Below are 25,319 nucleotides of genomic sequence, written 5' to 3'. Positions count from 1 at the left end.
TTAAATAATGGATAAACACACATGACAACATCTCAAGATGCAACGCTTTCAAATGCATCAACAACAGGTGCACACACACCTTCAAACACACCCACTTCTAAATGGAACCTGCACGATACGCAGTGGACTTTAAGCCTTTTTGGTACCGCCGTTGGTGCGGGTATTTTATTTTTACCTATTAATATTGGCATTGGCGGTTTTTGGCCGTTAATTATTTTGGCATGCTTAGCATTTCCAATGACCTTTTGTGCACACCGTGGATTAGCGCGTTTTGTACTTTCATCAAAAAATAAAGATGCCGATTTTACCGATGTAGTTGAAGAGCACTTTGGTGTGACTGCGGGGCGGTTAATTTCTTTATTATACTTTTTATCTATATTCCCAATTTTGCTTATTTACGGTGTGGGCTTAACTAATACCGTTGATAGCTTTATGGTTAATCAAATGGGGATGGAATCACCTTCTCGCGTGTTGCTTTCGGGTGTATTAGTTGCAGGTATGATTAGCTTAATGATGGGCGGCGAGCGCTTAATGCTGCGTGCCTTTGCTATTTTAGTTTACCCGCTTGTGGGTATATTGTTCTTTTTATCACTTTATTTAATCCCAAGCTGGCAAATGCCAGATATGACACTGCCTGAAATGGGCAGCTTTGGTAAAACGTTGTGGTTATCGATTCCTATTATTGTGTTTTCGTTTAGCCACGCAGCGGCTATCTCAAGCTTTGTAAACGTGCAACGCGGTCACTACGGTGAACAAGCTACACATAAGTCTGAGGCGATTTTAAAGCGCACTAGCTTACTACTTATTACCTTTGTACTGTTATTTGTGTTCTCTTGCGTGTTGTCGCTTACAGGCGAGCAAATGGCCGCTGCTAAAGCCGCTAACGTATCGGTTTTATCCTACCTTGCTAATATTACTGATAACTCGTTTATTGCCACACTTGGGCCGCTTGTTGCCTTTATTGCTATTACATCGTCGTTTTTGGGTCACTTTTTAGGGGCACGTGAGAGCTTTACGGGTTTAGTAACTAAACAAACAAGCTTAAGCGCAAAAGCGGCCGATAAAATTGGTGTGCTAATTATGTTTTTAGCTATTTGGTTTTGCGCTGTTAAAAACCCAAGTATTTTAGACATGATGGATCAGTTATCGGGCCCTATCATCGCAATGATCTTATTCATCATGCCAATGATTGCAGTTTATAAAGTGCCTGCACTTCATAAATACCGCAACCGATTAAGCACGCTATTTATATTAGCGGTTGGCTCACTTGCTGTATTTGCACTTATTTACAGCATGATTAATTAATACGCTATATATTCAAAAGCCCAGCTAATTTAATTAGCTGGGCTTTTTTAGCCATAAAAAAATGGCGCTCACTGAGCGCCATTTTTAATTTAATTCGTTGCTATTATTCTGTATCTGGCAGGTTACGGCCATAGAATATTTCTTGCATTTCGCGAGTCAGCTTAGAGCGGATCTCGTCTTCTTCTTCGTCCGATAACTCATCAGTAGAAAGGCCGAATAAATAGGTATTTAAGTCGGTTTCTTTTAACATCATTTTAGTATGGAACAGGTTTTCTTGATACACGTTCACGTCCATCATCTGGTACGCTTCTTTTGTATCTTCTGTCATGAAGTTTTGAATCGAGCTAATAGCATGATCAATGTAGTGCTTAACACCGTTTATGTCGCGGGTAAAACCACGTACGCGGTAGTCTATTGTTACTACGTCTGACTCAAGGCTATGAATTAAGAAGTTTAACGCTTTAAGTGGCGAAATAATGCCACAGGTAGATACTTCAATATCAGCACGGAATGTACAAATACCATCATCAGGGTGAGCTTCTGGGTATGTGTGTACACAAATATGGCTTTTATCTAGGTGTGCAACAACTGAATCAGGTAATGGGCCTGGTGCTTCGTCAGCATCGTAATTTTGCTGCTCTTCTACTGGTTCTTCTGAAACCAAAATAGTTACACTTGCACCTTGCGGTTCATAATCTTGGCGCGCTACATTTAAAATGTTAGCACCAATAATATCAACAACTTCACCTAAAATATCGGTTAGTCTATCTGCACTGTACTGCTCATCGATATATTCAATATATTCTTTACGTTGTTGCTCGGTCTTTGCGTAACAAATATCATAAATACTAAAGCTTAAACTTTTGGTTAAATTGTTAAAGCCATGAAGTTTAAGTTTATCGAAGGGTTTGTTCATAATAAACCAACCTATAAATTAGTGGGTTCTGCACCTGCAGAATGAAAAGTTCGCGGATTTTATACGAATTTTCCTCGTGGAAAAAGCGTTATTTTGCTTGATCTTGCACAACTTCGTGGCTATGCGTAATTTCTACTGTTTTATCAAGCATTAATGCAACCGAGCAATACTTTTCAGCAGAGAGTGAAACTGCACGTGCAAGGTGCTTTTCAGACACATTATTGCCTTTAACAACAAAGTGTAAGTTGATTTTGGTAAACACGCGCGGTGCTGTTTCGGCGCGTTCTGCACTGAGTTGCACTTGTACGTCTGAAAAATCTTGTTTAGCTTTTTTTAAAATACTAACCACATCAACTGATGAGCAACAGCCAACTGACATTAAAACCATTTCCATTGGGCTTGGTGCTGCGCTATCGCTACCGCCATCAAACACAACATTGTGGTTAGAATTAGAACGGCCAATAAACGTATCGCCTTCAACCCATTTTACATTTGCTTGCATTGTTATATCTCAAAAAAATATTTTCTTGATTGTAAGCAACTTAGCCGTAGTTGCAAATGAAAATGCAACGCAGGGCTATAAAATGGCTAAGATTGTTGCGTTAAAGCACTATCAAAGAGGTTTTTCACTAAACCTGCAAATTCATCTATAAAGGCATGCTGTTCAACCGTGACAGGCTGTGAGGTGATGCTGCTGAGGACTTCTTCTAAATCGTAAACTATGCCATCAACTTCACGTACAATTTGACTACGCTGCTCTGTGTTGAGGTCTGTGTGCTGCTCGCAAATAAGCATCACATTTTGTGCAATGACGTCTTCGATTAATTCCATTACTGTTGGAGCGCCTGGTTTTATTTCGCCTGGCTTCTCAAACAATGCTAAATTTTGAGTTAGATACATGATCAAATCATCGTACCCTTGCCTATCTAAAACCATTATGCGAACCACCTAAATATATTTAATTATGCTGATTTAAGCAGAAAGAGTCGATAATTACTAGCCTTGTACGATAGCAATACAAAAAAAGCAGCCGAAGCTGCTTTTATAATGATTAAGTAGTATTACTGCTTAATCTATTTTTAAGCCTGGGCTTAGTGTTGCTGGCATCGCTACTTTTTCAAGCTCTACTGAAGCAACTGGGTATGCACAGTAATCAGCTGCGTAATACGCGCTTGCTCTGTGATTGCCCGATGCGCCAATACCACCAAATGGTGCTGCGCTTGACGCGCCAGTAATTGGGCGGTTCCAGTTAACAATACCAGCGCGAATACGACGTAAAAAATGGTCGTAATCTGCTGCACTATCACTTAATAAACCAGCCGATAAACCAAAGGTTGTATCGTTTGCTTTATCAATGGCTTGGTCAAAGTCGTCAAAGCGGAATACTTTTAAAAGTGGTCCAAAATGCTCTTCATCTGGGAAGTCACTAATATTTGTACACTCAATAATACCTGGTGTTACAAAGCCAGTATTAGCTGTGTGCTCAAGCTCTACTAATACTTGAGCGCCAAGCTCAACAAGCTCGTTTTGCGCTTTAACCATGCCCGCTGCTGCCGCTGATGAGATCATAGAGCCCATAAATGGCTGGTCTGCATCATCGTAGTTACCTACTTTAATCGCTTTAGTTGCAGTGATAAGGCGCTCTAAAATTACATCGCCTTTGCTACCTTTAGGTAAAAACAGTTTACGTGCACATGTACAACGCTGGCCGCTTGAGATAAACGCTGATTGAATAATATCGTGAACAACCGCTTTAGTGTCTTCAACGTCAGTAATAATAAGTGGATTATTACCACCCATTTCTAGCGCTAAAATTTTACCCGGTTGACCCGCAAACTGTTCATGTAAAATATGACCAGTACGCGAAGAACCCGTAAAGAACAAGCCATCAATCCCTTTGTGAGCAGCAAGGGCTTTACCCGTTTCTACTTCACCTTGAATGAGGTTGATTACACCGGCTGGTAAGCCTGCTTTTTCCCACAGTTTAAGCGTAAGCTCGGCAACTTTAGGAGTCAGTTCAGACGGTTTAAATACAACCGTGTTACCGGCTAAAAGCGCTGGCACAATGTGGCCATTAGGTAAGTGACCCGGAAAGTTATACGGACCAAATACGGCTACAACCCCATGTGGCTTATGACGAATCATCGCACGGCCAAGTGGCATTGCGTTTTCTACGTCGCCAGTGCGCTCTAAAAATGCTTTTTCAGAAATGGCAATTTTACCAACCATAGCACCCGCTTCTGTGCGAGTTTCCCACAGTGGCTTACCTGTTTCTTGTGCGATAGTAATAGCGAGCTCTTCGCTGTTTTCTTTTAATTGCGCTGCGAATGCTTTAATTATTTCTAAACGCTCAGTAAAGCTTTTATCAGCCCATGCATAAAACGCTTCGCGCGCTGCATTTACTGCGGTGTCTACTTGCGCCGCAGTTGCTGATGATGCCTGCCAAATAACGTCGTTATTTGCAGGATTTACTGAATTAAATTCTGTGCCTTGGCCTTGTGACCATTGACCATTAATAAATTGTGCAGGATGAGTCATATACTTTCTCCTAAATTAAATCGTGGTTGCACTAACAATATCGCCAGTTTGCAAATGCAATGCATCTGCTACTTCTTGCGATAAAATAAGGCTTTTTGCGCGCTCGTCAAATGTCATTGGTGCAACGGTTGCTCTAAAATCTTCAAGCTTTTCGTTAGCTAGTAACACCATGGTGTCGCCAGTCATTTCGCCAATTTCAACGTTAAAGTTATTTGCATTACGAATCGTCGCAATGTTATCTACTTTGGCTTCAACAGTTGGGCCCGCGTCAAAAATATCTACGTAGCCATTAAACGTAAAACCTTCGCTTTTTAATAACTCGATTGCTGGGCGTGTGTTGTCGTGTACTTTACCTATTACGGCTTGCGCATCTTTACTTAGCAAATTTACATAAATTGGGTATTTAGGCATTAGTTCAGCAATGAAAACCTTTTGGCCAATACCTGTTAGGTAGTCGGCTGTTGGAAAATCCATTGAGAAAAAGTGCTCTTCAAGCCACTGCCAAAAAGGGCTACTGCCGTTTTCGTCAGACACACCGCGCATTTCTGCAATCACTGTTTGTGCAAAACGCTCTTGATGCTGCTTTATAAACATAAAGCGCGCTTTTGAAAGTAGCTTACCGTTACAATTTTTACGATAGCCATCTTTTAAAAACAATGTGCAAAGCTCTGTAGCGCCTGTGTAGTCGTTACATAGCGTTAAAATATCAACCGCTTTGTATACGTCTAATGTGCGCGAAGAGTGAATCACTTTACTTAAGTGATAATGATAAAATGCATCATCAAGCCCTACCGCAGCTTCAATTGCAGACGTACCTACAACATCACCGGTTTCGCTATCTTCAAGAACAAACAGGTAGCCTTCGTCACCGGGTTGTGACGTTTGCTTAGCAAATGAACTTACAGAATGGTCTATTTTCTTTTGCAATAGTTCTTCGTTTAATGGCAAAGACGTAAAACCATGCCCAGATTCGTGGGCAATTTTCAGTAATGCTGAGTAATCATTTTGCTGGATTGGGCGAAGGATCATCATGAGTCCGCTTGCTCCCTTATAAATAACGGTAAATAGGAATTGCAGGGCAAGCGGTGCTTGCCCTTAATTGGTTGGCTTAAGTCGCTTATGCGTTTACTACGCTTGCTACTGCTTTTTCAAAGCGTGCCATACCTTCGCGAATGTCCGCTTCAGGAATTACTAAAGATGGAGTGAAACGTACTACGTCTGCACCGGCAACTAGTGACATAAGGCCTTGCTCAGTACCTGCCACTAAAAACTCTTTTGCACGACCTTTGTATTGCTCGTTCACTACTGCACCAATTAATAAACCTTGGCCACGGATTTCGCTAAATACGTTGTATTTTTCGTTAACCGCGCTAAGTAGTTCATTAAATAATGCTGCTTTTTCTTTTACGCCAGCCAGTACGTCTGGGGTATTTACTGTATCAAATGCCGCTTCTGCAACAGCACAGGCAAGCGGGTTACCGCCATAAGTAGAACCATGTGTGCCTACTTTAAGGTGCTGTGCAATTTCAGTTGTTGTGATCATAGCGCCAATAGGAAAACCGCCGCCAAGTGCTTTAGCCGAAGTTAAAATATCAGGTACTACGTTTAAGCCTTGGTATGCATATAAATCGCCAGTACGACCAACACCTGTTTGAACTTCATCAAAAATAAGCAGTGCGTTATGTTTAGTACATAAATCGCGAACGCCTTGAGCAAACTCATCAGTTGGTGAAACAATACCGCCTTCACCTTGTAGAGGTTCCATCATTACGGCACATGTTTTATCGCTGATAAGTGCTTCAAATGCAGCAAGGTCATTGTAATCACAATGTACAATGTCGCCAGGCTTAGGACCAAAACCATCTGAATATGCAGCTTGGCCGCCAACAGTTACGGTAAAGAATGTACGACCGTGGAAACCTTTGTTGAACGCGATGATTTGTGATTTTTCTGCGCCAAACTTATCAAGTGCAAAACGACGCGCTAATTTAAGCGCGGCTTCGTTTGCTTCTGCGCCAGAGTTGGCAAAGTAAACTTTTTCAGCAAATGTCGCATCAACCATTTTTTTAGCTAGGCGAAGTGCCGGCTCATTGGTCATTACGTTAGATAGATGCCAGATTTTTTCGCCTTGCTCTTTTAATGCGCCTACTAATGCAGGGTGGCAATGGCCAAGACAGTTAACTGCAATACCACCAGCAAAGTCGATAAACTCTCGACCTTGTTGATCCCATACGCGAGAGCCTTCGCCTCGAACAGGAATTACGCTTGAAGGTGCGTAGTTAGGAACCATTACGTGATCAAATAATTCGCGATTGACTGTCATTTTATTTCCTCTTAATTGTGAGCAACACAAAACATCAAAATAGGTGTTTGGTTAATATTTGTAACCAACTTTATAGGCAAGATCAGTAACCTGATAATTGCGCAAAATTGCTTTGTGGTTCAATTTTCAGACGCACATTATTTCAGAATTACTGATATCTGTCTCGTTAAAAACTTTCATGTATCCCTTGAAAATAAAGGGCTAAAGATATTATTTCATAGATAGTGAATAACTATTTGCATAGCTATTAATGCTTATTTTTAGGCAACTAACCGCATGAGTACAGAGGCGCACACGCTTTAATCGGCAAATATGTAATATAACAATAAGATGAAAATGAATGGTTAGTCGCAAAAAAATTAACAAAAAATTCAGATTTTTAGTCAATTTGAATAGCTAAATTGGTAAAATTACTCGATTGGAGGGTTTTTAGTTCCGTTTTAGTGAACTTAAAGTGCGAAAACCAGCTTAGAGCTTCATCAGGCTCAATAAGTTGATGTTCTTTTAAATTAAGATATTGAGAATAGCACCGTGCCTTTAGCATTACTTCTGTTAATGGCAGTAATGTATCGCCCTTATCTACCCCATTTACTAGCTGCTGCATTACCCCTTTAAACGGTAAATATTTAAAAGCCATTTTGTCTATTACCTTAGCGCTTACTTCTATCGATTTATTGCTAAGTAGAGTAGTTAAAAATAGCGAGTCGGGCTGAAGCTCTAATAAAGCAGTGTGTAAATCTTTTTGGTTTTCATTTCGGGCTAGCTGTACTTTACGTTGCCATATTTGCTCAAACGTTTTTAAGTACAAGCGCACTAATGCAATTCGCCCTACATCTAAAAGCATCCCAAGGGTAAATGCATGAACGTCATTTACATTATTAATTTGTGCAATTTTTTGCGCAGCAATGGCGTTTGCCATGGCACTGTCACGTAAACGACGCTTTAATAACGAAAATGGTTCGGTGCTATGTGGCATCCAATGGCGGGCAGCAAATGTAGGAATAACTAGCTGTAAGTTATCAAGGCCAATATAACGAAGGGCAAGCGATGGTTTATCTACTTTTACAGACGTGTTTTTACTACGTTGATTACGATAGTAAGGTAAATTAACGAGCGTTACTAACTCCCTACCCAACCAGCTTATATCATTAACCAATGGCTCTAAACGCCCTACCGATGCTGACTTTACCGCTAATATATCGAGTATATTGGCAATACCATCTTCAATACCTATGGTGCTATGAATTACGCCATCTATATCTTCGAGCTGCTTATATATAGCTGTTTCAATTGTTTTGTGCAGTTGCTCACTGGCTTGAGCGCGGTACTTATGATGTGCAGTACTGCTTTGCTGGCGTTTATTCTGTGCGGCCACTTCAACCTGCAGCAAGGTACGCTGCTTCATGGGTTCGCCGTAATCTATATCTAATGTATGAATGAAACCAATTTGCTGATGCGCAAAGCTATGCCCAAGCAATAAGTCATGAGCTCGTTGGCTTAGTATTTTGGCAGTACGCTGCTGGGCTACAAGTTCAGTCATGACATCCATTAATAAAGTATAAAATGCTATGTGTATTATAACATTAGAAGCGAGTTAAAAAGTTATCAAGCAGTTCTAAGCCTTGAGCAGTTAAAATAGCTTCGGGATGAAACTGCACACCTTCGATAGCAAGTTCATTGTGTAACAACCCCATAATTTCGTCAAACTCGCCTTGCTCAGTTTGAGTCCATGCGGTTACTTCAAGCTCTTTAGGCAGAGTTTGCGCTTTAACCACTAAAGAATGATAACGACATACCGTTAACGGATTAGCTAAGCCTTTAAACACCCCTTTATTAGTATGAACTATGGGTGATGTTTTACCGTGCATTACTTTTTTAGCACGAATTACATCTCCACCTAAAGCTTGTGCGATAGTTTGATGCCCCAAGCAAATCCCTAAAATAGGATATTGCCCTTTTAGTTGCTCAACAACATTTAGTGAAATACCCGCTTCGTTAGGGGTGCATGGCCCTGGCGATAACACGATGTGCTGCGGGTTTAACTGTTTTATTTGTGCAATACTTAGCTCATCATTACGTTTTACTAAAACGTCTTGATCTAAACGCTGAAAATATTGCACTAAGTTGTAAGTAAACGAATCGTAGTTGTCGATCATCAACAGCATTACACAACAGACCTTATAAATTATTGACCACTACTTTACACAAGTGGTACTAAGCGCTGCATTCTACCACTATTAATTAACCAACATAAATTAGCAAAAAGCGTTAAAAATTAACTCTTTTAGCTAAAATGCTTAAAAGCCTTTAGCGGGTATTGGTTTACTTAACTTGAACTCTGGTTAAGAGATTTACTAACGTATTGAATCATGATGATATTTAAATTTATTTTCTCTAGCCAGAGATTCCTTGCACCTTGAGCAATAATATCGAACCCTAAGCTTTTTACGACTAGTTAATACACCTACGTAGGCTGTATACCCCAACAATAAATTATTGACCTCTAAAGTACGTGCATTTATTGATCGCACTATTAAATACTTTGGTGAAATGCCTTACTGAGCAAAATAAACAGATTGTTTGTGCTACATCAAATTAGTGGCTCAATGGTTGAATTATATCTATGTAAGCCCCAGTGTATTATATGAAAAGCAGTAATTCACTTATACAACTCACTTACTTGTGAGCTCATTTATATCCTACTAAGGAGCGAATATGTTAGGCGAAGACCACTCATTAACAAATGACTTTCCAGAGTACTTAAAGACCATTGCCGAGTTAAATGAAAGCGATACTGAATTTGCAAAAAAAGCAGATAAGTACGACAAGCTAGATAAAGAGATTAGAGTGTTAGAGCTCAAAGATGCGCCCATAAGCGATCAACAAATGCATCTATTAAAACACGAACGTACAGAATTAAAAGATTGGTTATACGAGCGCTTACAGCAAGAGCAGTAATGCCACTAAAAAAAGAGCTCACTGATGAGGTGAGCTCTTTAGATCAACAATGGGTATTTTCTCTAAAACTTTACAAAGCCACCCACAGGTTTCATAAATACACTGCTTGGGCCTGCAAAGGCTTGTGCAAACTCTTCTGATAATTGACTAAATACCGTTACTTTATCCATATCGACTACGCTTAAAAATAGTGGGCCACTTTCGCCCCAACCAGCAAGATGCGCTTTAGCAGCATCTTCATCTTGGTAACGCTCGTAAATATGTACATTGCGCTTGTCATCACTTACTGTCCACTCATACACTAAAGTGCCCGCTTCACTTTTAGCCAAAGTAACTAATTGTGCCATTACCAGTAAAAACTCATCGTATTTACCTTCTTTAATTTGGCCTTGTACTGTCCAGGTAACATGCTTTTTCATTATGCTTTACCTAATTTAAGCTGTGCTAAAATACTGTCTAACGTATCTACGAGCTGTTGATTTTTAGCATTATTAAGTGCATCAACATGAGGAGGCGCAAAGCGTCCTGTATCGTTATCAAAATACAGGCCTGCGGCATCTTTAAATTCATCACTAAGCGCTGCGCGACAAAAAATATCTGCGCCAATTTTTAAATCCCCACCATCTATACCGTAAGCGTCTTTTACCATTTTGCTTCCCAGTAACGATTTAGGGTTTACCGATACAACTAATGGCCCAATATCTTTAAGCTCAAGCCCTAAATGACGTGACCACATAGTAATAGCCAATTTACTTTGTGCATAAGCCGCACTATCAGAAAGTTCAGTGTTACCTATAAGTGCATTTAAGTTAACGCTTGATTGCGCAGCTGATGACACATTAACCACTCGCGAATCATGACCAAGGACAGGTAATAATAGTTTTGTAAGAAGATATGGCGCAATCGTGTTTACAACAAAGCGAGCATCAAGGCCGTCAATTGTTGTAGCATCAACTAATTGATAAACGCCTGCATTATTAATAAGTACGTCGAGCTGGTTATTATTTTCGGCCATATCGGCTAATACATTTTTTGCCAAAGTTTGAACTTGGCTCATATCGCTTAAATCAGCAATATAAGTATGTGTACTTGCATTTGGGTATTGCTCGGTTAAAGCTGCTTGCAGCGCATTGAGCTTTGCTTGGCTGCGGCCATGTAATAATACGGTGTGACCTTGTGCTAATAACATATTTGCAGTTTCTAGCCCAATGCCATCGGTTGCGCCGGTAAGTAAAATTGTTTTGTTCATGTTGATCTCTCCTTACTTTATTTTCGCTATATTAGCACCCCGACTTACTGCTGATAATTAGGCCAATAGTTGAATCAGTTTATAGAATTAATTGATAAAGCTAAGCCTATGTTAGTTAATATAAAAGTATTCCTTTAAAAGGCAGATGAGTGTTTAAGCTGAATATTTTTTAGGCTTTTATTTGAATTACTCAGCAATCATAACTATTGTTTTTAAACCACCTTAATAGTAGTATTTATCATATAAATACACTTTTCGAGAAATAACATGAAAGTTTTAGTTACTGGCGGCATGGGTTACATAGGTAGCCACACATGTATTGCATTGCATGAAGCAGGTATTACGCCTGTTATTTATGATAACTTGTCTAATGCAAGTGCGCGGGTACTTGACCAACTCGAAAAGATTACGGGTACTCGGTTTGAGTTTATTTTGGGCGACATACAAGACGAGCAACAGTTTAAGCTCGCTCTAAAACACACTAAAGCCGAAGCTGTTTTTCACTTTGCAGCTTTAAAAGCCGTTGGCGAATCTACCGAGCAACCGCTGCGTTATTATCAAAATAACGTGTCGGGCACATTAAGCATGCTACAAAACATGCAAGATGAAGGCGTTAACCATATTATATTTAGCTCATCGGCTACAGTATACGGCGAGCCAGACTACCTCCCTATTGACGAAAAGCACCCTATACGCGCAACGAACCCTTATGGTTGGACTAAAGTCATGGTTGAACAAGCCATGCAAGACGTATGTAATGCCAACAGTCAATTTATGGGTATTGCGCTTCGTTACTTTAACCCAGTAGGTGCACACCCAAGTGGTTTATTAGGTGAAAGTCCTAATGGTATTCCTAATAACTTAATGCCATTTATTGCCCAAACTGCAGTAGGTAAACGTGACGTGGTTAATATTTTTGGTGACGACTACGACACCGAAGATGGCACAGGTGTGCGCGACTATATTCATGTTTTAGATTTAGCTAAAGGTCATGTTGCGGCATTTATGCAGCATAAAACAGATACCGCATTTCATGCTTACAACTTAGGCACAGGGCAATGTTATTCTGTGCTTGATATGATCAACGCATTTAGCGCATCAGCCAATAAAGATATTCCGTATAAGATTGCACCGCGCCGAGCAGGTGATATTGCCTGTAACTACGCCGATGCTACAAAAGCGCAAAACACACTTAACTGGTACGCAGAACTAACACTTAGCGACATGACAAACGACACATGGCGCTGGCAAACTAATTACCCAAGTGGGTTGGAGAGTTAACATGGCTTTATTAGAAAGTACTCACAGACGTAAAAACCCGCTAACGGGTCGTTGGGTATTAGTGTCACCACATCGTAATAACCGCCCATGGTTAGGCGCAACAGAAGCCGTTAACGAAAACGTATTACCAAAACACGATGAAAGCTGCCCACTTTGCCCAAGTAATACCCGTGCAAATGGCGACAGTAACCCAGATTATAAATACACACACGTATTTAGAAATGACTTTGGTGCATTAACGCCTAATGCCAGCGAGCAATTACAAAGCTTAGAGTCAGACAGTGATTTATTTATTGCCGACGAAGCCAGTGGCGAATGCCGCGTAATTTGTTTTTCTCCAGAGCATAATAAAACACTACCAGAGCTTAGCCAAAACGCATTGCACGAAGTAGTGAAAACCTGGAAACAAAATTACACAGAGCTTGCACAGCAGTACGAATGCGTACAAGTTTTTGAAAATAAAGGCGAGATAATGGGTTGTTCGCAACCTCATCCTCACGGCCAAGTATGGGCCCACTCGCATTTATCAACCGAAATAGAAGCCGAAGATACCCAGCAGCTTGCTTATTATAAAAAGCATGGTACAGCTATGCTTGCCGATTACGCACAAAAAGAGCAAGCAGATCAAACACGTGTTGTATTTGAAAACGAACATTGGCTTGTTGTTGTGCCATTTTGGGCTGCGTGGCCGTTTGAAACAATGCTAGTAACTAAAGATAATATTCAAAACTTTAGCCAGCTAAACGATGTCCAAACCGACTCTTTGGCACAGGCACTTAAAGTATTAACCACTAAGTACGACAACGTATTTAATTGCAGCTTCCCATACTCAATGGGATGGCACAATGCACCGGCTAACAGAGGCTCTGATGAGCAATATTGGCGCTTACATGCTCATTTTTATCCGCCGCTACTTCGCTCTGCTACTGTTAAAAAACACATGGTAGGCTACGAAATGCTAGGCGAAAGCCAACGCGATTTAAGCGCAGAAACCGCTGCTTCTATTTTAAAAGCAGCCAGTACAACACACTATAAAGATACAGCAGGACACACAGATGAAGCTTAACGAATTCCAACAACAATTTTTGTCACTGTATGGCGCGCCTGCTCAAGGTATTGCAGCAGCACCGGGGCGTGTAAACCTTATTGGCGAATTTACCGACTACAACGACGGTTTTGTTTTACCGTGTTCGTTAGAGTTTCGTACCCAAGTGATGTTTAAAGAGCGCGACGACAATATTATTACTGTGCATTCTTTAAATTACCCAGGCGAAAAAGACAGCTTTAGTGTTGATGAAGAAATCACTGAAGGCCAGTCGCAATGGGGTAACTACATTCGTGCTGTTACTTATGTTCTTAAAAGAGCGGGCTACACACTGCGTGGCGCCGACCTACTTATTGACAGCAACTTACCGCAAGGTAGTGGCTTGTCGTCATCGGCCGCACTAGAAGTTGCTGTAGGCGGTATGTTTAACCATATTGCACAGCTTGGTTTACCGCCAGAGCAAATTGCGCTATTTGGTCAAGAAGCCGAAAACGACTTTATGCATTGCCAATGCGGCATTATGGATCAGCTTATTTCAGCTAAAGGCGAGAATGGTCATGCACTATTAATCGACTGTGAAAACCTCGCAACCAAATCAGTTAAAGTTCCTGATGATTTAAATATTGTTATTGTTAATTCAAACTACCCGCGTAAGTTGGTTGATAGCGAATACAACCAGCGCCGTATTGACTGCGAACAAGCTGCTGTAAAAATGGGTGTAGAAACACTTCGCCAAGCCACCATGGCTGGCCTGCAAGCAGTAAAAGCGACATTAAGCGAAAACGAATATAAACGTGCACACCACGTAATTAGCGAAAACGACCGTGTAATTGCAGCAACTACTGCACTACAAAATAACGATATGGATGCACTTCGTACGCTAATGGCTGCATCGCATCAATCACTTAAACACGACTTTGAAGTAACCGTACCTGCAACCGATGGCTTAGTAGAAATTTGTAAAGAAGCGATGGGCGAGCGTGGCGCAGTTCGTATGACAGGGGGTGGTTTTGGTGGCGCAATTGTATGTTTATGTCGTGATGCGGAAGTACCACTAATTAAAGCAGCGGTAGAAAAGCATTACTTTGAACGCTTTAATTTAAATGCTGATATTTACGTATGTTCAGCGGGTTCAGGATTACAGATTACGTCTTTTTAAATAAACTTAAGGAATAAGCATGGCAAAGGTTAATTGGGGAATTATTGGGTGTGGCAATATAGCTCACACCTTTGCTACAAGCATTGCGCATTGCAGTGATGCACAGCTTATTGGCGCGGCATCAACGAGTATACAGCGCGCTAAAGAATTTGCCACACCGTACAATATTCAAGGCTATGAAAGCTATCAAGCTCTTATGCAATGCCCAGATATAGATGCTATTTATATTGCCAATACCCACGATCAACACTTTAAAACGATAGCCCAATGCTTAAAACACAATAAGCACGTGCTAAGCGAAAAACCAATCACCGTTAATGCTAAGCAGTTGCAAAGTCTCACTGAGCTTGCCAAGCAACAAAACTGCTTTTTAATGGAAGGCGTTTGGATGCGGTTTTTACCAGCCATAGTAAAATTACAACAGCTCCTAAGTGAAGGTGTTATTGGTAATGTGCACAGTGTTAATGCCAACTTTAGTTTACCTGGCAGCTTTGCCGACACTCACCGATTAATGAACCCTGTAACAGCGGGTGGCGCCCTGCTCGATTTAGGTATTTATCCTATTTCGATTGCTGATGTGGTATTTAATAAAGCCCCTGAACACATCAACTCCTTTGTACATAAAAGCACAACCGGCGTTGATGAGCGAAGCACTGCTATAGTTGATTACGGTAACGGGCAATTTGCATCTCTTGCCAGCGCACTGCAGCAAAATGGCCCAACAGAAGCATGTATTAATGGTGAGCTTGGCTATATTCGAATACCTCAGTTTGTAGGTGCACAAACGCTAGAGCTACACATAAAAGACCAAGACCCTCAGTACTTTGAATACAACTTTAGTGGCGATGAAAACTTTAAGTTTGAAATTGCACATGTCACGCAGTGTATATTACAAAAACAAACTCAAAGCAGCGTGTTGCCCCTCAGTACTAGCTTACGAGTTATGAACATAATGGATACCTTGCGAGCACAGTGGCAGCTGCAATACAGCAATGCCGTCGAGTCGGCTGAACTGACTAATTAAAAAATAAAAATACACAACAAGGACACACAATGACACACACACTCAAGGCGCTTTCAAAAGCCATATTACTTGCAACGTGCAGTTTATCTGCCAGTGTAGCTGTTGCTGAATCTAATAAACCAGAGCAGCTATACCCGCCAATCACTAGCGAAGTACTGCCAGAGCTTGCAGCTAAAGGTAGCTACAATGTAGGTGTGCAAACACTTGATTTAGTTAACCCTGCGCAATTTGACCCCGCTACACAAGGTCAAAAAGATCGTCCTTTAAAAGTAGAGGTGTGGTATCCGGCTGCAAATACAGCAAAAGCGCCACTTAGCAGCTACACAGATGAAACTCGCTCAGGTAAAGAGTTTACTTTGCAAGCCGATGCAATGCGTGATGTCGCCATTAATAATAAAGAGCACTACCCTGTGATAGTGCTTTCGCACGGTTATACCGGTTACCGTACAATTATGTACTACCTTGGCGAGCATTTAGCGTCGCACGGTTACATTGTGGTAGCTATTGACCATACTGACTCAACCAATGCCGATGTTGATTTTAAAAACGCACCGTTCTCTGGCTTTTTTAGCACGCTTATAAATCGCTCACGCGATCAGCAGTTTGTAATTAATTACTTTAATGAGCAAAACAACTTTGCCAGCAAGCAGGTAGATAACAAAAGCGCAGGTGTAATTGGTTACTCAATGGGTGGCTATGGCGCGGTAAATACGATAGGTGGTTGTTACGCTTTTAATGAGCAAACTACGGCTATGTTTACGGGTATGAAAGACCCAGCTCAAATTAAAAAAGTACAGCAATTACTAAACAGCTGCGCTGGTGGACAATACCAAAACCCAAAAATAGACCCTCGTATAAAAGCGATGGTGGCCTTTGCACCGTGGGGCGGACAGCACGCTATATTTGATGCCAAAGCAATGGCAAATATTAAAGTACCTTCGCTTTATGTAGCCGGTAACTTAGATGACATTTCAGGCTATGAAGGCATTAAAAACCTTTATAACCAAACAGGCAGCGAAGATAAGTACATGCTTACTTACAAAAATGCGCGCCATAATATTGCACCACACCCAGCCCCTGCTATTGCACAAAGCAGCAGTGAGTTAGATATAGGCCATTACTACGAGCCTTCGTGGTCTATGCGTACACTAAACGAGACCAACAAACACTTTGTACTTGCCATGATGGATTGCCACGTAAAAGGCATAGCCAGCGAGTGTAAATACTTAGATTTACCACAAAACGGCGACCAAGCTGTTGTTGATGGTAAGCCGCTGCCTCAGTGGCGCGGGTTTGATAATCGCTTTTCTACCGGTATGGATTGGCAACAAGCTAAACCTCACACCAAGTAATAATAAGCTTTAAGCGGTTGTTTTAATCAATAGCCGCATACGCCCTTAAAATAATGCAAAAATAAAACGCCTTTTATATAAAAGAGTTACCAGCAAATATTGGCGTGTTTATTTTTTAATCTGCTATTTTAAGAAAAAACCATTGCCATTAACTTCGGTTAAAGGCAATCTAGTCATATATAAGATAAGATAAATAACACAAATATCATGTCCAAATACATACTCTCAATTGATCAAGGAACCACAAGCTCTCGGGCCATCTTGTTTACAAAAGATGCAGACGTTTTTGGTACAGCACAACAAGAATTTTCGCAGCATTTTCCACAAAATGGTTGGGTAGAACACGACCCTAACGATATTTGGCAAACAGTGCTTAGCACTAGTCGCGAAGTGTTAACTAAAAACGATGTAAAGCCTGAAGAAATTATTGCCATTGGTATCACCAATCAGCGCGAAACCACTTTGGTATGGAACAAAAAAACAGGCAAAACAATTTATAACGCAATTGTTTGGCAAGACCGTCGCACCAGTGACTATTGCGAAAGCCTAACAACTGATGAGCTTTGCCAAACAATAAGCGATAAAACAGGCTTATTACTCGACCCTTATTTTTCGGCCACTAAAGTTCGTTGGATTTTAGATAACGTTGAAGGCGCACGCGAACAAGCCCTTGCAGGCGAACTCGCCTTCGGTACGGTTGACACTTACCTACTTTGGCAGCTAACTGGCGGTAAAGAGCACCGAACCGATGCAACCAATGCATCGCGCACCATGTTATTTAATATTCATACCCAGCAGTGGGATCAAGAGCTTTTAGAGTTATTCGATATTCCAGAATCTATGCTGCCAGAAGTAATGGATTCAGCTGACGAGTTTGGTTCAACCAGCGCTGACATTTTTGGCGCGCCAATTCGTGTTTGTGGTATTGCAGGCGATCAACAAGCTGCGCTTGTAGGACACGCATGTTTTGAACAAGGCATGGCTAAAAGTACTTACGGTACTGGCTGTTTTTTAATGCTTAACACTGGCGAAAAAGCACTGACCTCAGAAAACCGCTTACTGACCACTGTTGCTTATAGATTAAACGGCAAGCCAACTTACGCCATTGAAGGCAGTATATTTATGGCTGGCGCAACTATGCAGTGGATTGTTGAAGGCTTAAAACTACTTAGCCATGCTGGCGAAAGTGAGTCGATGGTTAAAGATGTACCGCTCGATCATGGTGTATTTTTAGTGCCTTCGTTTACTGGTTTAGGCGCTCCTTATTGGGACCCTAATGCACGTGGCGCTATTTTAGGGCTAACACGCGACTCTGGTATTAGCACTATTGTTGCTGCAGCGCTGCAATCAGTTGGCTACCAGACCAAAGATTTACAAAAAGCGATGGAGCGTGATGGCCTTCGCCCAAGTGTGCTTCGTGTAGATGGCGGTATGGTAAAAAATAATTGGGTTATGACCTTTTTATCAAATATTTTAGGTGCAACAGTTGAGCGACCAACAGTGACCGAAACCACCTCTTTAGGGGTCGCTTATTTAGCAGGCTTGCAAGCAGGTGTGTACGAGTCAACTGAACAGTTATCTAAAATGTGGACATGCGACCGTCGCTTTGAGCCCACCATGAGTGCCGACGAGCGTAACGATCTATACGCAAAATGGCAGCACTGCGTAGCTCAAGTGTGCTTAACGAATAAAAACTGCCCGCAGTAAATACTAAGTGGTTAAGGCCAGTACTTTAGCCACTTTGCTTTTTTAACTTAGCTAAATGCTAGATTTAAAAGGCATGTTTTACTGCTTTAAATTGAAAATGGATTGGCGTCAAAATTAACGAATAAAAAACTGGGTTTTCTATTGTCAAATGAAAACAGCAGCTTTATGATGTTTATGTCTTATTTATATTACAAATAAAAAGGTTAGCTCGGTGGAATTAGCAGATAACGAATATGACTTACTAGTCATCGGTGGCGGTGTAAACGGCACTGGAATAGCAGCTGATGCAGCAGGCAGAGGATTAAAAGTACTCTTGTGCGAACAATCAGACCTTGCCTGTGCAACATCTTCAAACAGTTCTAAGCTGATCCACGGCGGTCTGCGCTACCTTGAGCATTACGAATTTAGATTAGTAAAAGAAGCGCTAGCAGAGCGTGAAGTGCTACTTAAAAACGCACCTCATATTATGTGGCCGCTAACCTTTAGATTGCCGCATCAAAAACACCTCCGCCCTGCGTGGATGATTCGTATTGGCTTGTTTATGTATGACAACCTAGCAAAGCGCGAAACACTAGCGGGTTCTCGAAGCATCAAGTTTGGCGAAAATAGCGTACTAGAACCTTCTATTACCAAAGGTTTTGAATACTCAGATGGCTGGGTTGATGACTCTCGCCTAGTCGTTTTAAACGCCCTAGCAGCGCAGCAAAAAGGCGCCGTTATTACCACGCAAACTAAGTGTGTAAATGCCAAACGCGAGCAAGGTAAGTGGCAGGTAACGCTTGAGCAGCAAAAAAGTAAAGCTAAATACAGCATTTCTGCCAAAGGTATTGTTAACGCTGCGGGCCCTTGGGTTGCTAAATTATTTGACGAAGCACTAACAGAAAAATCACCACAAAATATTCGCCTTGTAAAAGGCAGCCACATTGTGGTGCCGCGCATTCACGATGAAAAACAAGCTTACATTTTACAAAATAAAGATCAGCGTATTGTGTTTGTTATTCCGTTTGAAGATGATTACTCACTTATTGGCACGACTGATGTTGAGCACAAAGGTGAGGCACAAGACGTTAAAATTAGTGATGAAGAAATCGATTACTTAATTGATATTACTAATACCTACTTTAAACAACCGATTAAACGCGAAGACATAGTACATACCTTTTCTGGTGTACGCCCATTACTTGATGACGAATCAGTTAATGCACAAGCCGTTACTCGCGATTATAAATTAGAGCTTTCGAGTGATGCTAAGCAAACACCTCTACTGAGTGTGTTTGGCGGAAAAATTACAACTTATCGCAAACTTGCCGAAGCTGCGGTTAATAAGCTTGAAGATTTTTATCCGCAAATGAGCAATGCGTGGACCAAACATAGTCCGCTCCCTGGTGGTGATTTTAGCTCTGTAGAAGCACTTAAATCAGAGCTAAAAGCAAAATACGAATGGCTACCTGAAATAACACTTAAACGCTTTGTACGCACTTATGGTACTCGTGCTAAACATATTTTAGGTAGTGCAACTGGGCTGAGTGATTTAGGCCAAGATTTTGGCCATGGTTTATTTGCAGCAGAAGTAGATTACTTGCTAAATGAAGAGTGGGCAGAAAACGCATACAATATTTTATGGCGCCGCAGCAAATTAGGACTACGTTTTAATGAGGCGCAAGTTGCTGCGCTTAATGATTATATTGAGCATAACCAAGCAGCTAAAAGCGCTTAACTATCAAGTTATAATAGCTTCCTGTTAACCCCTTTATAATTTAACCGTTATAAAGGGGTTTATTTTTTTGACTCTAAATTAAATAAATAATTAAAGCCACTAAGCGTCGCTGTTTTAATATCAAACTCAACACACTTCACACCTATTTGGTTAAGCGCCGTAGTAAAACACTTATTCAGCTGCTTTGTGCCAATCACCACAACTTGTGTATCACTTAATAATTGCCATTCACTAGCGTGGCGAGCTGCTCGTACATCGCTGCCAATTAATACACCCGACAAATAGGCTTTAGCTTGTACTGGCGTTAACTCCTTTGAAAGCTGGCGGGTACGCACACTAAAAATACCATGTGCCAAGTTACCGCTATCACTACCTAAAGTTAGCTCACAGCCTTGCTCAAATGCTTTAAAGTCAAACTCACCTTCTGCACAGTCGTTAGGAATTAAAACACTTTGATGACATAACAAATCATATAACTCACCGGTCATGGCTGTTTTAAAGCAAATGATTTCGCCATTGTTTATAAGCACCCATTTGGTATGTGTGCCAGGCAAACAGAGTAATATTTTACCTTGTTGATACTCTGGGTTTTGCTTTAAAAACCCTAAAATTTGCAGCTCTTCACCGCGCATTACATCAAACAAGCCATTTTGCAGCGTACACTTTGTGCCAGGTAACGCTTTAATAATATGTCCATCGCAATCAAAGCTAACAGCAGCATTAAGTAACCCTTCGGGATTAATTGGGCATTCTAAATAAGGTGTTTCGTGCCAGCCGATGCTTGAGGTAATTTGTCCTGCAATATATATAGGTAAGCTGCCATATTCTTGCTTCCACACTGCAATGGTCTCGATTAGGGTTTGCTCAAAATTTTGATTTGCTTTAACAACACCTGGGCCATCACGTTGTGCTAATAGTTTAAGTGTTGATTGCGCTCGTACTTCGCACAAATAAGCGCGTAAATGGCTCGTGCCCCAGTCAACAGCAATAAAAAGAGATGAAGTAGCCAAGCTTTAAAGCCTCCCACCGTCAATTTTAATACTTTGCCCGGTGATCATACTGCTTTCATCGGCGGCTAAAAAGAGTGCCAAATTAGCAACATCTTCAGGAGTTACTAATTTTTTAAGCGCCATGGCTTCCATCCACTTAACTTGCTCTTCTTCGGTAAACCAGCTTGCTAGTTGACGGTCGGTAGCCACCCACCCTGGTAAAATAGCGTTAACGCGAATACCAAACTCGCCGTAATCGCGAGCCAGTGCCTTAGTCATACCTATTAGGCCTGCTTTTGCGGTTACATAGCCTGCCATTTGAGGTTGCCCCATAATAGCGTTAATAGAACTAAAGTTAATGATACTGCCCGCTCCATCGCCCTTCATAAAAGACATAGCAACTTGAGAGGCAAAAAATGCAGGGTTTAAGTTTATTTGTAAGCACTGATCCCAGTCTTGCACTGTAACGTCTTCGCTTGCTTGACGGCGATCGTTCGCTACATTATTAACTAGTACATTAATGGCACCAAAAGCGGCGCATGCATCCACAAGTGATTGCTGAAGTGCATGAGAGTCAGTTACATCAACTTGCCTATACCATAGTTTTGCATTGGGTAAATCACGAATAAGCGATTGCGCTGCCTTATCATCAATATCTATAAATGCCACTTTTGCATTTTGGTTTACAAAGGATTTAACCATTGCTCTACCAATGCCTGATGCACCGCCTGTAATAAAAATAACTTTACCAGAAAGACTATGATATTGAGCTAGGGTGTTCAAATTCAACTCTCCATACAGCGCATTTTCAATTTTAATTAAACCCTTTATAAACTTACATTTACAGTATAAAGAGCCAAACTAAGTTGTTATTGCTGTGCTAAAATATTTAACTAATTAAAAGTTTATATCATATCCTTAAGTACATTAATATGATATATGATATATAATAAAGCAATATATCAACTCGGAATCCTGCGCAATGAAAAGCCAACCCCGTCAAAATTTAACACAACAATTAACCCACGATTTGGGTTTTGCTATTGTGCGTGGTGTTTACCCTGTAAGCGAAGGCCTGCCTTCTGAAGCCGATTTATGTATAAAGTATGATGTAAGTCGCAGCGCTACCCGCGAAGCGGTAAAAATGCTCTCTGCTAAAGGGTTAATTTCATCGCGTCCTAAGCAAGGTATTCGTGTATTACCTGAAAGTAGCTGGAACATGTTTGATACCGACGTACTACGTTGGATTTTAAGCAGTAAGCCATCACTGTCGTTATTAAAAGAGTTTACTCAAGTACGCGTAGCCCTTGAACCACAAGCGGCCGCTCTTGCAGCACTAAATGCAACTGCTGAACAACTCGCTGACATAGATAGTGCCTTAGCCCGTATGGCTGAAGCAGACGAAGGCTTAGACGACCCATTAGAAGCCGACATTGCTTTTCATACCAGCATATTAGTGGCCAGTAACAATCGCTTTTTTGTGCAGTTAACTGAGTTTATTAGTACAGCTCTTAGAGTAAGTATTCGTTATACAAACCACATTAAAGGTGTACCGGGCGCAGATGTTGCTAAGCACGCTGATATTTTAGAGACTATAAAGTCACGCGATCCTGAGCGCGCTAAAAAAGCAGTAGAAACAATTTTAGAAGAAGCACTACAGTTAATTGAATCTAAATTAGTGTAATGTTAGTTCAACATATTATATAAATATTGAGTCCATCGAATTTACTCTTTGCAGTATATTTTATGGACTTTTTTATTGCCTATAAAACTTAAATTACAGGCATTAAAAAATCCGATATCAGTCTCCTGATATCGGATTTTCAATTATTTAAATCAGCTTAATAACTCGGGTTATTAACTAAGATAAAACGCCTTTTTACAGGCTAGAATTACAATCCTAATTTCTTCTCAAGATAGTGGATGTTAGTACCACCATTTTGGAAGTTTTCATCTGCAAGAATTCTCTTATGCAAAGGAGTATTAGTTTTAATTCCGTCAATTACTAGCTCGTTAAGTGCATTGCGCGCGCGGGCAATAGCTACGTCACGGTTTTCACCGTAAGTGATTAACTTACCAATCATTGAATCGTAATGTGGTGGAACCGTATAGTCAGCGTAAATATGGCTGTCCCAACGAATACCTAAGCCACCAGCAGGATGGAAACGTGTAATTTTACCCGGTGAAGGGATAAACGTTTCAGGGTCTTCAGCATTAATACGACACTCAATAGCATGACCACGAATAACAACGTCGTCTTGCGTGAATGATAATGGTTGACCCGCAGCAATTTTTAACTGCTCTTTGATTAAATCAATACCAGTAACCATTTCAGTTACAGGGTGTTCAACCTGAATACGTGTATTCATTTCGATGAAGTAAAACTCGCCGTTTTCGTATAAAAACTCAAACGTACCTGCACCGCGGTAACCGATTTCGATACATGCACGTGTACAGCGTTCACCAATAAATTTACGTGTTTCTGCAGTAATACCTGGCGCTGGTGCTTCTTCAACTACTTTTTGGTGACGACGTTGCATAGAACAATCACGTTCACCTAAATGTACTGCATTACCTTGGCCATCTGCTAATACTTGAACTTCGATATGGCGTGGGTTTTCAAGGAATTTCTCCATGTAAACCATGCTATTACCAAAGAACTGCTTAGCTTCTTGCTGTGTTAATGCAATTGAATCAATAAGTTCAGATTCGCTACGAACAACACGCATACCACGACCACCACCGCCACCAGCGGCTTTGATGATTACCGGGTAACCGATTCGTTTGGCGATTTGCATGTTACGTTCTTTATCATCTGATACCGGACCATCAGACCCTGGTACACATGGAACGCCTGCTTTACGCATTGCTGAAATAGCAGAAACTTTATCACCCATAAGGCGAATAGTGTCACCTTTTGGACCAATAAATACAAAACCACTTTGCTCAACTTGGTCGGCAAAATCAGCGTTTTCTGCAAGGAAACCGTAACCTGGATGAATCGCTACAGCGTCAGTTATTTCAGCCGCAGCAATAATGCGCGGGATATCTAAATAACTTTCAGTTGCTGATGGTCTACCAATACAGATGGTTTCATCTGCAAGCAATACATGCTTAAGATCGCGATCCGCCGTTGAATGCACAGCAACCGTTTTGATCCCAAGCTCTTTGCAGGCGCGCAATATACGAAGTGCAATTTCACCTCGGTTTGCAATGACTACTTTATCTAACATTAGAGTTGGCCTTTTAGGTTACGCTATTATTCAATGATGAATAGAGGTTGATCAAATTCTATTGGCTCGCCATTTTCAGCTAAGATAGCTCTTACTGTACCGGCTTTATCTGACTCAATTTGGTTCATCATTTTCATAGCTTCGATAATACAAAGCGTATCGCCAACTTTAACTTGCTGACCAACTTCTACATACGCTGGAGCTTCAGGAGACGCTGCTGCATAGAAAGATCCAACCATTGGTGATTTAATTTGATGGCCAGTAGGTTCTGCTGGAGCTGCTGCTTCAACTGCTACAGGAGCTGCTGCAACTGGAGCTGGGGCTGCTGGCGCCGGTGCATATTGCTGTGGAGCAAATTGCGGGTAACCAGGGCCTGCGCTCATGTTGTTACGGTTAATACGTACTGATTCTTCACCTTCAGTGATTTCTAGCTCAGCAATACCTGATTCTTCTACTAATTCGATAAGCTTCTTTATCTTGCGAATATCCATTACACGACCCGCCTGTTTGTTTGTGTGTTAAT

At 41.1% G+C, this 25,319-nt stretch carries 24 protein-coding genes; 10 read left to right on the top strand and 14 right to left on the bottom strand.

Annotated features, from left to right (window positions below):
- Nucleotides 1–21: 21 nt before the first annotated feature.
- On the top strand, nt 22–1,305 hold the full coding sequence (locus tag H5088_RS11825) for an aromatic amino acid transport family protein (protein WP_024603811.1): 1,284 nt from the start codon (nt 22–24) through the stop codon (nt 1,303–1,305).
- A 103-nt stretch (nt 1,306–1,408) separates the two neighbouring features.
- On the opposite strand, the gene speD is transcribed toward H5088_RS11825, so the two are convergent.
- The 8 genes from speD to H5088_RS11785 all read right to left on the bottom strand — a co-directional run bounded on the left by speD (nt 1,409) and on the right by H5088_RS11785 (nt 9,247).
- Nucleotides 1,409–2,221: an adenosylmethionine decarboxylase gene (gene speD, locus H5088_RS11820; RefSeq protein WP_024597058.1), complete on the bottom strand. Its 813-nt coding sequence runs from the start codon at nt 2,219–2,221 to the stop codon at nt 1,409–1,411.
- An 88-nt stretch (nt 2,222–2,309) separates the two neighbouring features.
- Nucleotides 2,310–2,723, bottom strand: coding sequence for an OsmC family protein (locus H5088_RS11815; protein ID WP_002958863.1), 414 nt, complete (start codon nt 2,721–2,723; stop codon nt 2,310–2,312).
- An 86-nt stretch (nt 2,724–2,809) separates the two neighbouring features.
- On the bottom strand, nt 2,810–3,157 hold the full coding sequence (locus tag H5088_RS11810) for a DUF3802 family protein (protein WP_182193696.1): 348 nt from the start codon (nt 3,155–3,157) through the stop codon (nt 2,810–2,812).
- Between the two features lie 132 nt (nt 3,158–3,289).
- On the bottom strand, nt 3,290–4,759 hold the full coding sequence (gene astD, locus H5088_RS11805; RefSeq protein ID WP_182752948.1) for a succinylglutamate-semialdehyde dehydrogenase: 1,470 nt from the start codon (nt 4,757–4,759) through the stop codon (nt 3,290–3,292).
- Nucleotides 4,760–4,774: 15 nt separating this feature from the next.
- Entirely contained in the window at nt 4,775–5,791 is a 1,017-nt protein-coding gene (astA, locus tag H5088_RS11800; RefSeq protein ID WP_182752946.1) for an arginine N-succinyltransferase, read from the bottom strand.
- An 85-nt stretch (nt 5,792–5,876) separates the two neighbouring features.
- Entirely contained in the window at nt 5,877–7,082 is a 1,206-nt protein-coding gene (locus H5088_RS11795) for an aspartate aminotransferase family protein (RefSeq protein WP_154903751.1), read from the bottom strand.
- A 379-nt stretch (nt 7,083–7,461) separates the two neighbouring features.
- On the bottom strand, nt 7,462–8,622 hold the full coding sequence (locus H5088_RS11790) for an HDOD domain-containing protein (RefSeq protein WP_182752944.1): 1,161 nt from the start codon (nt 8,620–8,622) through the stop codon (nt 7,462–7,464).
- Nucleotides 8,623–8,665: 43 nt separating this feature from the next.
- Complete coding sequence (locus tag H5088_RS11785) at nt 8,666–9,247, bottom strand: aminodeoxychorismate/anthranilate synthase component II (RefSeq protein WP_024596662.1); 582 nt, start codon at nt 9,245–9,247, stop codon at nt 8,666–8,668.
- A 550-nt stretch (nt 9,248–9,797) separates the two neighbouring features.
- Here H5088_RS11785 and H5088_RS11780 point away from each other — a divergent pair.
- Nucleotides 9,798–10,040 (top strand): YdcH family protein, encoded by a 243-nt coding sequence (locus tag H5088_RS11780; protein ID WP_182712480.1) that lies wholly within the window; start codon nt 9,798–9,800, stop codon nt 10,038–10,040.
- A gap of 62 nt (nt 10,041–10,102) precedes the next feature.
- Here the strand turns inward: H5088_RS11780 and H5088_RS11775 are convergent, their stop codons facing one another.
- The gene (locus H5088_RS11775; protein ID WP_182695908.1) at nt 10,103–10,459 is read right to left on the bottom strand and encodes a putative quinol monooxygenase; all 357 of its coding nucleotides are present in this window, start codon (nt 10,457–10,459) and stop codon (nt 10,103–10,105) included.
- Complete coding sequence (locus H5088_RS11770; protein ID WP_182737765.1) at nt 10,459–11,289, bottom strand: SDR family NAD(P)-dependent oxidoreductase; 831 nt, start codon at nt 11,287–11,289, stop codon at nt 10,459–10,461. The genes H5088_RS11775 and H5088_RS11770 overlap by 1 nt, the downstream gene beginning before the upstream one ends.
- Nucleotides 11,290–11,556: 267 nt before the next feature.
- Here H5088_RS11770 and galE point away from each other — a divergent pair, with 267 nt between their 5' ends.
- The 7 genes from galE (at nt 11,557) to glpD (ending at nt 20,574) form a co-directional block, all read left to right on the top strand.
- Complete coding sequence (gene galE / locus H5088_RS11765) at nt 11,557–12,570, top strand: UDP-glucose 4-epimerase GalE (protein WP_182752942.1); 1,014 nt, start codon at nt 11,557–11,559, stop codon at nt 12,568–12,570.
- Nucleotide 12,571: 1 nt separating this feature from the next.
- Nucleotides 12,572–13,636, top strand: a complete 1,065-nt coding sequence (locus H5088_RS11760; protein WP_182752940.1) for a UDP-glucose--hexose-1-phosphate uridylyltransferase — start codon at nt 12,572–12,574, stop codon at nt 13,634–13,636.
- On the top strand, nt 13,626–14,774 hold the full coding sequence (gene galK, locus H5088_RS11755) for a galactokinase (protein ID WP_024606495.1): 1,149 nt from the start codon (nt 13,626–13,628) through the stop codon (nt 14,772–14,774). The genes H5088_RS11760 and galK overlap by 11 nt, the downstream gene beginning before the upstream one ends.
- A 19-nt stretch (nt 14,775–14,793) precedes the next feature.
- Nucleotides 14,794–15,798: a Gfo/Idh/MocA family protein gene (locus H5088_RS11750; protein WP_182752937.1), complete on the top strand. Its 1,005-nt coding sequence runs from the start codon at nt 14,794–14,796 to the stop codon at nt 15,796–15,798.
- A gap of 29 nt (nt 15,799–15,827) precedes the next feature.
- Nucleotides 15,828–17,150, top strand: a complete 1,323-nt coding sequence (locus H5088_RS11745; protein WP_182752935.1) for a dienelactone hydrolase family protein — start codon at nt 15,828–15,830, stop codon at nt 17,148–17,150.
- 207 nt (nt 17,151–17,357) lie between these two features.
- Nucleotides 17,358–18,857 (top strand): glycerol kinase GlpK, encoded by a 1,500-nt coding sequence (gene glpK / locus H5088_RS11740; RefSeq protein ID WP_033013631.1) that lies wholly within the window; start codon nt 17,358–17,360, stop codon nt 18,855–18,857.
- Nucleotides 18,858–19,068: 211 nt separating this feature from the next.
- Nucleotides 19,069–20,574 carry a glycerol-3-phosphate dehydrogenase gene (gene glpD / locus H5088_RS11735; RefSeq protein ID WP_182752933.1) on the top strand — a complete coding sequence of 502 codons (1,506 nt, stop codon included), beginning with the start codon at nt 19,069–19,071 and terminating at the stop codon, nt 20,572–20,574.
- Nucleotides 20,575–20,633: 59 nt separating this feature from the next.
- On the opposite strand, the gene H5088_RS11730 is transcribed toward glpD, so the two are convergent.
- Both H5088_RS11730 and H5088_RS11725 read right to left on the bottom strand, forming a co-directional pair.
- The gene (locus tag H5088_RS11730) at nt 20,634–21,584 is read right to left on the bottom strand and encodes a 2-dehydro-3-deoxygalactonokinase (protein ID WP_182752931.1); all 951 of its coding nucleotides are present in this window, start codon (nt 21,582–21,584) and stop codon (nt 20,634–20,636) included.
- A gap of 3 nt (nt 21,585–21,587) precedes the next feature.
- Nucleotides 21,588–22,346, bottom strand: a complete 759-nt coding sequence (locus tag H5088_RS11725) for an SDR family NAD(P)-dependent oxidoreductase (protein ID WP_002958845.1) — start codon at nt 22,344–22,346, stop codon at nt 21,588–21,590.
- A gap of 199 nt (nt 22,347–22,545) precedes the next feature.
- On the opposite strand from H5088_RS11725, the gene H5088_RS11720 reads away from it, so the two are divergent.
- On the top strand, nt 22,546–23,247 hold the full coding sequence (locus tag H5088_RS11720; protein ID WP_024596672.1) for a FadR/GntR family transcriptional regulator: 702 nt from the start codon (nt 22,546–22,548) through the stop codon (nt 23,245–23,247).
- Between the two features lie 208 nt (nt 23,248–23,455).
- Here the strand turns inward: H5088_RS11720 and accC are convergent, their stop codons facing one another.
- Both accC and accB read right to left on the bottom strand, forming a co-directional pair.
- Complete coding sequence (accC, locus tag H5088_RS11715; protein WP_002958843.1) at nt 23,456–24,796, bottom strand: acetyl-CoA carboxylase biotin carboxylase subunit; 1,341 nt, start codon at nt 24,794–24,796, stop codon at nt 23,456–23,458.
- Nucleotides 24,797–24,822: 26 nt separating this feature from the next.
- Nucleotides 24,823–25,287 carry an acetyl-CoA carboxylase biotin carboxyl carrier protein gene (gene accB / locus H5088_RS11710; RefSeq protein WP_182752929.1) on the bottom strand — a complete coding sequence of 155 codons (465 nt, stop codon included), beginning with the start codon at nt 25,285–25,287 and terminating at the stop codon, nt 24,823–24,825.
- Between the last annotated feature and the right edge of the window lie 32 nt (nt 25,288–25,319).

Origin of the sequence: Pseudoalteromonas sp. SR43-3 (genome assembly GCF_014163875.1) — a bacterium.
Lineage (GTDB): Bacteria > Pseudomonadota > Gammaproteobacteria > Enterobacterales > Alteromonadaceae > Pseudoalteromonas > Pseudoalteromonas distincta.
This window is presented reverse-complemented; position numbering and strand designations above follow the sequence as displayed.

Bases quoted from the DNA above. Each gene is read 5' to 3' on its own strand.
- H5088_RS11825 (WP_024603811.1), top strand. From the start codon at position 22: ATGACAACATCTCAAGATGCAACGCTTTCAAATGCATCAACAACAGGT.
- speD (WP_024597058.1), bottom strand. From the start codon at position 2,221: ATGAACAAACCCTTCGATAAACTTAAACTTCATGGCTTTAACAATTTA.
- H5088_RS11815 (WP_002958863.1), bottom strand. From the start codon at position 2,723: ATGCAAGCAAATGTAAAATGGGTTGAAGGCGATACGTTTATTGGCCGT.
- H5088_RS11810 (WP_182193696.1), bottom strand. From the start codon at position 3,157: ATGGTTTTAGATAGGCAAGGGTACGATGATTTGATCATGTATCTAACT.
- astD (WP_182752948.1), bottom strand. From the start codon at position 4,759: ATGACTCATCCTGCACAATTTATTAATGGTCAATGGTCACAAGGCCAA.
- astA (WP_182752946.1), bottom strand. From the start codon at position 5,791: ATGATGATCCTTCGCCCAATCCAGCAAAATGATTACTCAGCATTACTG.
- H5088_RS11795 (WP_154903751.1), bottom strand. From the start codon at position 7,082: ATGACAGTCAATCGCGAATTATTTGATCACGTAATGGTTCCTAACTAC.
- H5088_RS11790 (WP_182752944.1), bottom strand. From the start codon at position 8,622: ATGACTGAACTTGTAGCCCAGCAGCGTACTGCCAAAATACTAAGCCAA.
- H5088_RS11785 (WP_024596662.1), bottom strand. From the start codon at position 9,247: ATGCTGTTGATGATCGACAACTACGATTCGTTTACTTACAACTTAGTG.
- H5088_RS11780 (WP_182712480.1), top strand. From the start codon at position 9,798: ATGTTAGGCGAAGACCACTCATTAACAAATGACTTTCCAGAGTACTTA.
- H5088_RS11775 (WP_182695908.1), bottom strand. From the start codon at position 10,459: ATGAAAAAGCATGTTACCTGGACAGTACAAGGCCAAATTAAAGAAGGT.
- H5088_RS11770 (WP_182737765.1), bottom strand. From the start codon at position 11,289: ATGAACAAAACAATTTTACTTACCGGCGCAACCGATGGCATTGGGCTA.
- galE (WP_182752942.1), top strand. From the start codon at position 11,557: ATGAAAGTTTTAGTTACTGGCGGCATGGGTTACATAGGTAGCCACACA.
- H5088_RS11760 (WP_182752940.1), top strand. From the start codon at position 12,572: ATGGCTTTATTAGAAAGTACTCACAGACGTAAAAACCCGCTAACGGGT.
- galK (WP_024606495.1), top strand. From the start codon at position 13,626: ATGAAGCTTAACGAATTCCAACAACAATTTTTGTCACTGTATGGCGCG.
- H5088_RS11750 (WP_182752937.1), top strand. From the start codon at position 14,794: ATGGCAAAGGTTAATTGGGGAATTATTGGGTGTGGCAATATAGCTCAC.
- H5088_RS11745 (WP_182752935.1), top strand. From the start codon at position 15,828: ATGACACACACACTCAAGGCGCTTTCAAAAGCCATATTACTTGCAACG.
- glpK (WP_033013631.1), top strand. From the start codon at position 17,358: ATGTCCAAATACATACTCTCAATTGATCAAGGAACCACAAGCTCTCGG.
- H5088_RS11720 (WP_024596672.1), top strand. From the start codon at position 22,546: ATGAAAAGCCAACCCCGTCAAAATTTAACACAACAATTAACCCACGAT.
- accC (WP_002958843.1), bottom strand. From the start codon at position 24,796: ATGTTAGATAAAGTAGTCATTGCAAACCGAGGTGAAATTGCACTTCGT.
- accB (WP_182752929.1), bottom strand. From the start codon at position 25,287: ATGGATATTCGCAAGATAAAGAAGCTTATCGAATTAGTAGAAGAATCA.